Source organism: Pantoea sp. At-9b (genome assembly GCF_000175935.2).
Taxonomy (GTDB): domain Bacteria; phylum Pseudomonadota; class Gammaproteobacteria; order Enterobacterales; family Enterobacteriaceae; genus Pantoea.
Genome location: NC_014837.1, coordinates 3,679,723 through 3,690,706, shown reverse-complemented (window position 1 = coordinate 3,690,706; position 10,984 = coordinate 3,679,723). Strand labels below are relative to the sequence as shown.

At 56.6% G+C, this 10,984-nt stretch carries 9 protein-coding genes; 8 read left to right on the top strand and 1 reads right to left on the bottom strand.

Going from position 1 to position 10,984, the window contains the following annotated elements; all coding sequences use genetic code 11:
* Positions 1-33 precede the first annotated feature (33 nt).
* Together PAT9B_RS16890 and PAT9B_RS16885 are read left to right on the top strand one after the other, a co-directional pair.
* Positions 34-2,124: a bifunctional diguanylate cyclase/phosphodiesterase gene (locus PAT9B_RS16890; RefSeq protein ID WP_013510495.1), complete on the top strand. Its 2,091-nt coding sequence runs from the start codon at positions 34-36 to the stop codon at positions 2,122-2,124.
* A gap of 63 nt (positions 2,125-2,187) precedes the next feature.
* Entirely contained in the window at positions 2,188-3,600 is a 1,413-nt protein-coding gene (locus PAT9B_RS16885) for a PLP-dependent aminotransferase family protein (protein ID WP_013510494.1), read from the top strand.
* A 98-nt stretch (positions 3,601-3,698) separates the two neighbouring features.
* Here PAT9B_RS16885 and PAT9B_RS16880 read toward each other — a convergent pair whose 3' ends face one another.
* Positions 3,699-4,181, bottom strand: a complete 483-nt coding sequence (locus PAT9B_RS16880; protein ID WP_013510493.1) for a YlaC family protein — start codon at positions 4,179-4,181, stop codon at positions 3,699-3,701.
* A 261-nt stretch (positions 4,182-4,442) separates the two neighbouring features.
* On the opposite strand from PAT9B_RS16880, the gene PAT9B_RS16870 reads away from it, so the two are divergent.
* The 6 genes from PAT9B_RS16870 (at position 4,443) to PAT9B_RS16845 (ending at position 10,934) form a co-directional block, all read left to right on the top strand.
* On the top strand, positions 4,443-5,063 hold the full coding sequence (locus PAT9B_RS16870) for a hypothetical protein (protein WP_013510491.1): 621 nt from the start codon (positions 4,443-4,445) through the stop codon (positions 5,061-5,063).
* 124 nt (positions 5,064-5,187) lie between these two features.
* The gene (locus PAT9B_RS16865; RefSeq protein WP_013510490.1) at positions 5,188-6,627 is read left to right on the top strand and encodes a circularly permuted type 2 ATP-grasp protein; all 1,440 of its coding nucleotides are present in this window, start codon (positions 5,188-5,190) and stop codon (positions 6,625-6,627) included.
* Entirely contained in the window at positions 6,621-7,550 is a 930-nt protein-coding gene (locus PAT9B_RS16860; RefSeq protein ID WP_013510489.1) for an alpha-E domain-containing protein, read from the top strand. The genes PAT9B_RS16865 and PAT9B_RS16860 overlap by 7 nt, the downstream gene beginning before the upstream one ends.
* The gene (locus PAT9B_RS16855; protein ID WP_013510488.1) at positions 7,547-8,347 is read left to right on the top strand and encodes a transglutaminase family protein; all 801 of its coding nucleotides are present in this window, start codon (positions 7,547-7,549) and stop codon (positions 8,345-8,347) included. The genes PAT9B_RS16860 and PAT9B_RS16855 overlap by 4 nt, the downstream gene beginning before the upstream one ends.
* A gap of 20 nt (positions 8,348-8,367) precedes the next feature.
* Positions 8,368-9,072: a proteasome-type protease gene (locus PAT9B_RS16850; RefSeq protein ID WP_013510487.1), complete on the top strand. Its 705-nt coding sequence runs from the start codon at positions 8,368-8,370 to the stop codon at positions 9,070-9,072.
* Between the two features lie 140 nt (positions 9,073-9,212).
* Positions 9,213-10,934: a lysophospholipid acyltransferase family protein gene (locus PAT9B_RS16845; RefSeq protein ID WP_013510486.1), complete on the top strand. Its 1,722-nt coding sequence runs from the start codon at positions 9,213-9,215 to the stop codon at positions 10,932-10,934.
* Positions 10,935-10,984 lie beyond the last annotated feature (50 nt).

Genomic DNA, 10,984 nt, shown 5'->3' with positions numbered 1-10,984 from the left:
GCTGTTAATTCAGCCCTGACTTGGGAACTCACTATGTTAGTGACTTCATATGATTGGTATACCGTCATCGTCTCGGTGTTGGTGGCGATGTTGGCCTCCTTCACCGCACTCGATATGGCGGGACGGGTGGCAACCGCCAGTGGCAAATCGGCGCTGGTGTGGCTATTAGGCGGCGGCTTTGCCATGGGCGTGGGCATCTGGGCGATGCACTTTATCGGCATGCTGTCGATGAGCCTCGATATGGTGATGAGCTATGATCCGCTGCTCACCGCAACATCAATGGTGATTGCGATACTGGCATCGATCTTTGCCTTGTGGCTGGTGTGTGCGGGCGAACTGCCGTGGACGCGACTCTGCGGCGGAGCACTGGTCTTAGGTTTTGGTGTCGTCGCGATGCACTACACCGGCATGGCGGCGCTGATGTTTGCGCCCGGTATCGTCTGGAACGGCTATTGGGTTGCGGCATCGGTGGTCATTGCGCTGGTGGCATCGGGGGTGGCGCTGTGGCTGGCGTTTACCCTGCGTGAAGGAACGGGCCGTGTCACCCTGTTGCGCCTTGGCGCATCGGTGGTCATGGGCTGCGCCATCGCGGGGATGCATTACACCGGGATGGCGGCTGCCAACTTCCCCATGCAGAGCCATGCCACCCATATGGGCGTCAACAGCAACTGGCTGGCGATGCTGGTGACGGTGGTGACGCTCGCTATCCTCGGTATTACCTTGTTGGTCTCGATGCTCGACGCCCGGATGCAGGCGCGCACCTCGATCCTTGCCCGCTCACTGGCGGAGGCCAATCGGGAACTGGCGCAGTTGGCGCTGCATGACAACCTGACGCGTCTGCCCAATCGTATTTTGCTGGAAGACCGCCTCGATCAGGCCATCAATAAAGCCGACCGTGAACAGTCCCATTTTGCCTTGATGTTTATGGATCTGGATGGCTTCAAAGCGGTCAATGACGCGTTTGGTCATCACGTTGGCGACAATCTGCTGATTGCGGTCACTGAGCGTATGACCGGGCAGATGAAAGGACATTACACGCTGGCGCGGATGGGCGGAGACGAGTTTGTCCTGTTGATCGAAATTGATGACCCTAATGATGCGGCGGCAGCGGCCGATGCACTGGTGAAGGCGATTGAAAAGCCGTTCAGCATCTCACGTTACGAGTTAGTGGTGTCCTTAAGTATTGGCATTGCGGTTTATCCGGGCGACGGGGTGGACGAACGTGAGTTGATGTTCAACGCGGATGCCGCGATGTACCACACCAAAAACAACGGGCGCAACGGCTACAACTTCTTCCAGCCCTCGATGAACACCCTGGCGCAAAGCCAGCTGCAACTGAACAACGATTTGTGGCAGGCGCTGGATAACGACGAGCTACGCCTGTTCTACCAGCCCAAATATTGTGCCCCGCGCGGCCCTATCATTGGTTTTGAAGCCTTACTGCGTTGGCAGCATCCGACGCGAGGCTTGCTGACGCCGGACAAATTCCTGCCGATGGCAGAGAAGACTGGGATGATCGTCAATATTGGCAACTGGGTGATCAATGAAGCCTGTCGTCAGCTGCATAGCTGGCATTTGCAGGGGCATCCGCACTGGTCAGTTGCCGTGAACCTGTCGGCGTTGCAGTTCGAGCAATGCAATCTGGTGGAAACCGTCACCTCGGCGTTGGATCAGCACCAGATTCCGGCAGAACTGCTGACGCTGGAAGTCACGGAAACCACGGCGATGCGTGACCCGGAAGAGAGCGTGCGCATCCTGACCGAGTTGACCAATATGGGGGTGAAAGCCTCCATTGACGACTTCGGCACCGGTTACTCCAGCCTGTTGTATCTCAAGCGCTTACCAGCCAGCGAGTTGAAAATTGACCGCGCATTTGTCAATGAGCTACAGGCGAAATCAGAAGATGCCACCATTGTCTCGGCGATTGTGGCGCTGGCGCAATCACTGGATTTAAAAGTGGTGGCTGAAGGGGTGGAAACTGAGGAACAACAAGCGTTTCTGACCGGGCTGGGATGTAATTCGTTGCAGGGATATCTGCTGGGCCGACCCTTGCCGCCAGATCGCATTGGCGAACTGCCGGAGTTTGTCGCCTCGGTGGAAGAACTGGAAACTGCCGCGAAATAATGGCTGGCGGGATAGGGGCAGGGTGAGGGAGAATCCTCGCATAGCATTCTGACGGAGATTCAGGTGGCGAAATACCAGCAGTTGGTCGATCAACTGCGTGAACAAATCGAAGCTAACATCTGGCAGCCCGGCGAAAAATTGCCGTCACTGCGTCAGCAGGCTGATCAATCGGGCCTCAGCCTGATGACGGTGATGCACGCGTATGAGGTGCTGGAGAGTCAGGGCTGGATCTTGTCAAAACCGCAATCCGGCTACTACATCGCGCCACGCGCGGCGGCTGCGCGGACGCGGCTGGCGACACAAACGGTGGAACGCCCGGAGCAAACTGATACCAACAGCTTCGTTTTCGATGTTCTCCAGGCGACGCGCGACCCGGCGATTATGCCGTTTGGTTCGGCTTTCCCGGATCCGGAACTGTTTCCGCAGCGCCAGTTGATGCGTTCGCTGGTCAAAGTTTCGCACAATCTGAAACCGACTGATGCGCTCAACAATTTGCCACCGGGTAACCCTGAGCTACGCAAAATCCTTGCGCAACGTTACGCGCAGCAGGGGATCACCATCTCGCCCGATGACATCGTTATCACCAATGGTGCCATGGAAGCCCTCAACCTGAGTTTGCAGGCGGTGACGGAGCCGGGGGATTGGGTGGTGATCGAAAATCCCTCGTTCTACGGTGCATTACAGGCAATTGAACGCCTGAAGCTGAACGCGATCGCCATTGCCAGCGATGTTGAGCAGGGCATGGATTTTGATGAACTGGAACAGGCACTGCAACGCTGGCCGGTGAAAGCCTGCTGGCTGATGACCAACCGGCAAAATCCGCTGGGTTTTACCCTCAGCAACACGCGCAAAGAACAACTGGTAGCGCTGTTGGCGCGCTATGACGTGGCGTTGATTGAAGACGACGTTTACAGCGAGCTGTGGATTGGCGATGAAAAACCACTACCGGCGAAAGCCTTCGATCGCACTGGCGATGTGATGCATTGCGGCAGTTTTTCGAAGAACCTGGTGGCGGGTTTTCGTATCGGCTGGGTGGCTGCGGGCCGGCATGCGCAGCGCGTCCAGCGCATTCAGCTGATGAGTACACTTTCCACCAGTGCGCCGATGCAACTGGCGCTGGCGGATTTTCTCTCTACCCGTAGCTATGACAGCCACCTGAAACGGTTGCGCCAAACACTGGCCAAACGCAAACAGCTGGCACGGGCCGCGTTGCGTCAGGTGTTACCGGCAGAAGCCAGCATCAGTGATACGCCGGGAGGCTACTTTTTGTGGGTGACCTTACCCCAGGGCATCAACACCACGCAGCTATACCATCTGGCGTTAGAGCAGGGGATCAGTATCGCGCCGGGGCAGCTATTTTCCAGCAGTGAAGACTTCCGTCACTGCTTTCGCTTCAATACTGCCTGGCCGTGGGATGCGCGCGCCGAGGCGGCGGTAGAAAAATTAGGTCAGTTAATCAAACAACTGCACCCGTAGCGGCGCGATTTATCGCGCAGTCTTCTGCGGCCTGACTCCCTCATCCCGACCTTCTCCCGCTAGCGGGAGAAGGTCGGGATGAGGGAGCCAGGTTGAATTTAAACCTGTGCCGCCTGTTGATGTCCCCAGGTCAGGTAATACACATCGTAAAAATCGACTTCGCCCTTCTGCTGCATCAGACGATGAATCCCGCTGCGGACGCGATCTGGCGTGCCGGGGTTATCCAGAATCTTGCTGATACCCTGCGATGATACTGGCTGAATGTAATACCACTCGCCGTTGTAGCAAACGCGCAGATCCAATGCATCGATATCTTCAAAGCGGTATTTAGGGTTGATATCCAGCAGCATTAAAAAGCTCATCACCAGCACGAATACCGTGGCAAACCAAAACGCGGGCCAACCAAGCATGTCGGTTGAGAAAATCAGCGCCACGCACAGCCCGTAGCACAGGTACATCACCGCCCACAGACCCGGGTGCGTTTTCAGAAACGAAAAGCTAAAACGCGGCAAATTATCGCGACGTTCTTCACGGTTCAGGGTGGCGATTTCATCAAGCAGGATTTGTTTTATGGCGTCCATTGTTCACCTCTCTTTAACTGCCTGCCAGTAAAGCACGTAACAGTGAAGAGCGGCAGACACAGATCAGTGCAGAATTTTTATAACAGTTGCGTAGAAAATCGCAGGCGACCGCCGTTGCGCCCGAAATGTTAAAGAGGTTAATCATTAATTTGGCTTTAGTTAGCAAAATCATGCTTTTATGTGAATTTTGCGGACCTGAGCACATTGTATTGTCATCCGTTTTTGCCACACTTAAGCAACGTGGCTAACCGGAGAAAGAGTATGACTGCCTACCCATCCAGCCTGCTGTTACTGATGTCTTTCGCCGCTGGCACCTTTTCCGCAGGGGCTTCCAGTAACCCGCAGCATCTGATGTTATCTATCCCGTCTGGCGGGGTGCCGAATAATCCGTTGCCACTGATCATCTGGCCGGGGGTCGCCCCCGACAATGACAGCGATGACGAGGAAAATCAGGACACCGCGATTTGGTTTGAAGAGACCTTTGCCCGCAACGGCTGGCCCGTGGCGTGGCGTTCACCTATCTTCCCGTATACCCATTACCACCCGAACACCCATGAAGTGCTCGGCGTTGGCGCGGGTTGGGCGGAAGTGTTATTCGGTGGTGACAGTGGCCGCATGGTGACGCTGCGGGAAGGAGATGCGGTGCTCATTCCGGCAGGAGTGGGTCATAAACAGATCCACGCCAGTGAGGATTTCTTCACCGTTGGCGCCTATCCTGAAGGTATATCGCCGGAAACGCTACGCGATGAACCGCGTTTTCTGAGAACCGCTCAGGCGCAGATTCAGCGCGTACCCATGCCGAAGCGCGATCCTTTCACCGGCGGGGAGGGGGCAATGACGGAAATCTGGTTACCGGTCGCGCAGCAGCTTTTGCACCAATAAGGTGCGTTGCACTTATTTCCGGCGTTAACTCACTGATAAGGTGCGCGTGCGGTGCAGTCCGCACGCGCCTGGCACAGTTTGTGCAGCAGTGGAATCAGGTCCTCTGACAAGCGCCGGGTAAATCATGAAAGAAAGCTACCAGATAGCATCACACTTCTATGATGAGATGTTGCTGAGCGACGGCCAACACCGCGCTCACTATCAGCACTACTGGGAATGGTTGCAAGCGGCGGACAAAGAGGCAGTGGCGCGTAAACGCGAAGAGGCGGAACTTTTGTTTCATCGCGTTGGCATCACCTTCAACGTCTATGGTGAGGACGGTGGCGCAGAGCGCCTGATTCCGTTCGACAGCGTGCCGCGCATTATTCCTGCCAGCGAATGGGCAATGCTCGATCGCGGTATTCGACAACGGGTGCAAGCCCTCAACGCCTTCCTGCACGATATCTACCATCAACAGCACATCCTGAAGGCGGGCATCATTCCTGCCGAACAGGTGCTGGTCAACGATCAGTACCAACCTTGTATGCAAGGTGTTGATCTACATCGTAATATCTATGCGCATATCGTCGGCGTGGATATGGTGCGCAATAACGATGGCGAATATTACGTACTGGAAGATAACCTGCGCACGCCGTCTGGCGTCTCCTATATGTTGGAGAACCGTAAGATGATGATGCGCCTCTACCCGGAGTTATTTGCCGAGCAACATGTCGCGCCGGTGGAGCGTTATCCGTCGCATCTGTTGCAGACGTTACGTGAAAGCTCGCCGGTGAACGATCCGGTGGTGGTGGTGCTGACGCCAGGCCGTTTCAACAGCGCCTATTTCGAACACAGCTTCCTGGCGCAGCAGATGGGTGTCGAGCTGGTGGAGAGCGCCGATCTGTTTGTCAAAGATGGCGCGGTGATGATGCGCACCACCGCCGGGCCATGCAAGGTGGATGTGATCTATCGGCGAGTGGATGATGCCTTCCTCGATCCGCTGGCGTTCCGTCCGGACTCAATGCTTGGCGTGCCGGGATTGCTGTCGGTGTACCGCGCCGGGAATGTGGTGCTGGCGAATGCCATCGGCACCGGGGTGGCGGATGACAAATCGATCTACCCTTATGTGCCGGATATGATCCGGTTTTACCTCGACGAAGATCCGATCCTCAACAACGTGCCCACATGGCAATGCCGTAACCCCAAAGATCTCTCCTACGTGCTGGCCAACCTCGATCAAATGGTGGTGAAAGAGGTGCACGGCGCAGGTGGCTACGGCATGTTAATTGGCCCGGTGGCGAGCCAGCAGGAGCTGAGCGACTTCCGTGCCCGTCTCCAGGCAAGGCCGGATAATTACATTGCGCAGAATACCCTATCGCTGTCGACCTGCCCGACCTTTATCGATAACGGCCTCGCGCCGCGCCATATCGACCTGCGCCCGTTTGCGTTGTGTGGGGCGGATATCCGTCTGGTGCCGGGCGGCTTAACCCGTGTGGCGCTGACCGAAGGTTCGCTGGTGGTGAACTCATCGCAGGGCGGTGGCACCAAGGATACCTGGGTTCTGGAGGATGACGCATCATGCTAAGCCGCACGGCCAGTGGCCTCTATTGGATGGCGCGCTATCTGGAGCGCGCGGAACAACTCGCCAGGGTATTGGATGTGACGAACCGGCTGTCGCTGATGCCGGTGCGTAACAGTCACGGTGATGAGCTGCTGTTGCCGCTCAACCTCACGGGCACGCGTCAGCTGTTTGAAACCCTTAACGGGCGTTTCACCATGCCGCAGTTGTTTAACTTTTTTGCCCTTGACGAGCGCAACCCCAGCAGCATTTTCAGCTGCTGGCAATCAGCGTGGAACAACGCCCACGCGGTGCGCGGTAGCCTCTCCTCAGAGGTATGGGAAAGCATCAACTCGACTTGGATCGAGATGCGCAAAATGCGTCGTCGCGGGATCACCAGCGCCAATGCCGACAGCTTTTTCGACTGGGTAAAAGAACGTTCTCACCTGTTTCGCGGGGCGATGTTTGGCACCCTGCTGCGTGGCGATGCCATGAGCTTTATCCGTCTCGGCACGCTGATGGAACGCGCTGACGGCAGTACCCGTCTGCTGAGCGTCAATCAGCAATTGCTGGAGCAGCACCCCGATTCGGTGCGTGAATATTATTGCCTCGACACCCTGCTGCGCGCGGTGTCCGCGCGCGAGGCGTATAACGCGATTTTCAAACAACAACTGATGCCGGATCTGGTCAATGAAATGCTGATTCTGCGCAGCGAAAGCCCACGATCCTTGCACTCCTGCATCGAGGAGATCGCTAACCAACTGGAGCAGATCGGCAGCAGCGGCGAAGATCGTCCGCGCTATCTCGCCACAGTACTGCTGGCTGAGATGCGCTTCAGCACCTGGGAGAGCCTGACGCGTGACGGCCTGAACCACTGGCTGAACCATTTCCTTGAGAACATCAACGCCTTGGCAGACAGCATCAATCACACGTATTTGGAGGCAAAATGAGACTGAATATCGAGCATAAAACCTGGTATGCCTATGAGCAGCAGGTCAAACTCAGCACCCAGTATCTGCGCCTGACGCCGCAAAACTCGGTGCATCAGAAAGTGCTGTCGTGGGAGCTGGCGCTGCCCTGTGATGCCACCCGTACCGTCGATGCTTACGGCAACGTGATGCATGTGCTGACGCTGGACACCCCGCATCAGATGCTGGAGATTGCCGCGCGTGGCGTGGTGGATATCCTGGATGAAGGTGAACTGGCGGCCGATCCCGATTCAACGCTGTCGCCGCTGATTTTCCTGCGTGGCACGCCGCTGACCCAGCCGGATAGCGCTATCCGCGATTTTGCTCTGCGTTACTGGCGACCTGAAGCGCCGCTCGCCAGCCTGGAAAAACTGATGGGAGAACTGCTGCTGAAAATGCCTTATCGGCCCGGCAGCACGCAGGTGAGTGATACCGCCGCGAAAGTATTTGCCGCCGGCTCTGGCGTTTGCCAGGATCACAGCCACGTGTTTCTTGCCTGCTGTCGCAGTCTGGGGATTCCGGCGCGTTATGTCAGCGGTTATCTCTATACTGACAATGTCGAACACGTTGCCACCCATGCCTGGGTTGAGGCCTGGCTGGATGGCAGTTGGCACAGCTTTGATATCACCAACAATACCCGCAGCACCCGGCAGCACTTGCGACTGGCGGTGGGCGTGGATTATCTCGATGCCTGTCCGGTACGCGGCATGCGTTTGGGCGGCGGGGGTGAAGATATGCTGGCGGTGGCTGCGGTGCAACAGGTGCACTCGCAGCAGTAATTCTCTTTGCAGGCGTGACTATGACTTATTGTGTGGCAATGCGTTTATCATCAGGGATGATTTTTGTTTCCGACTCACGCACCAACGCGGGCGTCGATCATATTTCGTCGTTTCGTAAGTTGCATGTGTTTCAGGTGGATGATGAACGCACGCTGGTGTTGCAAAGCGCTGGCAATCTCGCCACCACGCAAAGCGTGATGAGCCTACTGCGACGCGGTAATGATGACCACGACCAACCCAATCTGTTGAACGGGAAATCGTTGTACGACATTGCGTTACTGGTGGGCGAGACGCTGCGCGAAGTGATTAAGCGCGATGGTGAAGAGTTTGGCGGTACGCTGTTACTCGGCGGACAGATCCGTGGCGAGGAGCCACGGCTGTTTCAAATCTACCCGCAGGGGAATTTTATTGAAGCCAGCGTCGATACCCCGTATTTCCAGATTGGTGAAAGCAAATACGGCAAACCCATTATCGACCGGGTGCTGCGCTACGAAACACCGCTCAGCCAGGCGATGCAGTGCGCGCTGATTTCGATGGATTCCACCCTGGCGAGTAATATCTCGGTCGGGTTGCCGCTGGATGTGATGATTTATCACAGCGACACTTTTAGCGATAACGAGCAGTACCATATTACCGACCAGCACCCCTATTTTTCGCAGATTCGCCAGCTGTGGAGTAAAGGGCTGCTGAGCGTGTTCTCGCAGTTACCGCCGCTGAAATTGTAAAACGTGATAAACCGCGCCGCGACCCACCGTTGCGGCGCAAATTATTGCGTGTCTTTTCAAACCACCCCCTCACGTCATAAATCTGAAAACAAGCCGTTTTACCTTCGGGGCGATAACCGCTCCATACAAGAAGGTGAACTATGTTTTCTGTTGATCAGGTTCTCAATACTTACTGGCCAGGCTTTCAACCGGCGGGATGGCAAAAAAGCCTGTTGAAATGGGCACTGCGTGAAAACGAATTTCAACAATTTGCCGCGCGCTACCGCCACCTGCAAGGGGTGGATATGGTGGAGCAGGTGCTGGAACACCTTGATGTACGCTGCGAGTTAAGCGAGCGCGATCTGGAACAAATCCCCTCGCATGGCCCGGTGGTGATTGTCGCTAACCACCCGCTTGGTGCGCTGGATGGTCTGGCACTGCTGGCTGCCGTGTCGCAGGTGCGACGTGATGTGAAAATCGTTGCTAACCGCATGCTGATGATGCTGGAACCGCTGAATAATCTGATGCTGCCGGTGGATAACATGGGCAACCGCACCAGCCGTGAACAGCTGACGCGTATGCAACAGCATCTCGATAATCAGGGCGCACTGATCATTTTCCCGGCAGGCGAAGTATCGCGTCTGACCACCCGTGGGGTGCGCGATCGCCGCTGGCATCACAGTTTCCTGCGCCTCGCGGCGCGTGCGCGTGCACCGCTGGTGCCGGTACACGTGGTGGGACGCAACAGCGCGGCTTTTTATGCCGCTACCCAGATTGCCCCGCCACTGGCCTTGCTGATGCTGGTGCGCGAGATGTTTCGCCAGCGCGGTTCGCGTATCAAGCTGCATATCGGCGAGCAGATCCCGTTTGCGCACTGGCACGATGGCCATACGCCAGGTAAAGAGCTGGCGAAACGCCTGCGGAAGCATCTGTACCGTGTCGGTCAGGGGCGGCGCGGCCTGTTTCAAACCGAAGCGGCGATTGCCCGCCCGGAAGATCGTGCCGAGCTGAAAAAAGCCCTGCTGGAGAGCGAGCAACTCGGCACCTTGCCGGATGGCAAGCAGATCTACCTGTGGCGGCGTAATGGCGCAAGCTGGGTGCCGTTGCTGCGTGAGCTGGGAAGGCTGCGTGAAATTGCCTTCCGCGCGGTAGGCGAGGGCAGTGGCCGACGTCGTGACCTGGATAAGTACGATGATGATTATTATCACCTGATTTTGTGGGATGACGCCGAGCTGGAGATTGTCGGCGCGTACCGTTTTATTCCGGGTGGAGAACAGCTGGAGCGGCGCGGCCTGGAAGGGATCTACAGCGACAGCCTGTTCCATTATGACGAACGGATGTTGCCAATCATCCGCCAGGGGCTGGAGCTGGGGCGCAGCTTTATCCAGCCGGCCTACTGGGGCAAACGCGGGCTGGATTACCTGTGGATGGGGATTGGTGCCTATATCGCGCGTTACCCGGAAACCCGTTATTTGTTTGGCCCGGTGTCGATCTCCGGCGGGATGCCGCTGGCTGCCCGCGACTTGCTGGTGGCGTTTTATCGTCTCTATTTCCCGACGGAGTTGCCGCTGGCGACATCACGTCGTCCCTATCCGGCTTCATTACCGGAAGTGTTGGCACAGTTTACCGGTGACAATTACCAGGAAGATCTGCGCCGGTTGAAGCATCTGCTTGCCAACCTCGGCACCGCCATTCCGACGCTGTACAAGCAATACTCGGAGCTGTGCGAGCCGGGTGGCGTGCAGTTTATTGATTTCGGTAGCGATCCCGACTTTAACCACTGCATCGATGGTCTGGTGTTGGTTGACCTGACGCGGGTCAAAGCCGCGCGGTACGAGCGCTATATCGCGATGCATCTGACGGAATCTGGCACGGAAACGTAAACCCAATGTCACGGCGCTGTCATCTGATTGTCGTAGGGTCTTAGCCAAAT

What these genes read in the sequence shown, in the direction of transcription:
- PAT9B_RS16890 (WP_013510495.1), top strand. Translation starts at nt 34, where the DNA reads ATGTTAGTGACTTCATATGATTGGTATACCGTCATCGTCTCGGTGTTG.
- PAT9B_RS16880 (WP_013510493.1), bottom strand. Translation starts at nt 4,181, where the DNA reads ATGGACGCCATAAAACAAATCCTGCTTGATGAAATCGCCACCCTGAAC.
- PAT9B_RS16870 (WP_013510491.1), top strand. Translation starts at nt 4,443, where the DNA reads ATGACTGCCTACCCATCCAGCCTGCTGTTACTGATGTCTTTCGCCGCT.
- PAT9B_RS16865 (WP_013510490.1), top strand. Translation starts at nt 5,188, where the DNA reads ATGAAAGAAAGCTACCAGATAGCATCACACTTCTATGATGAGATGTTG.
- PAT9B_RS16860 (WP_013510489.1), top strand. Translation starts at nt 6,621, where the DNA reads ATGCTAAGCCGCACGGCCAGTGGCCTCTATTGGATGGCGCGCTATCTG.
- PAT9B_RS16855 (WP_013510488.1), top strand. Translation starts at nt 7,547, where the DNA reads ATGAGACTGAATATCGAGCATAAAACCTGGTATGCCTATGAGCAGCAG.
- PAT9B_RS16850 (WP_013510487.1), top strand. Translation starts at nt 8,368, where the DNA reads ATGACTTATTGTGTGGCAATGCGTTTATCATCAGGGATGATTTTTGTT.
- PAT9B_RS16845 (WP_013510486.1), top strand. Translation starts at nt 9,213, where the DNA reads ATGTTTTCTGTTGATCAGGTTCTCAATACTTACTGGCCAGGCTTTCAA.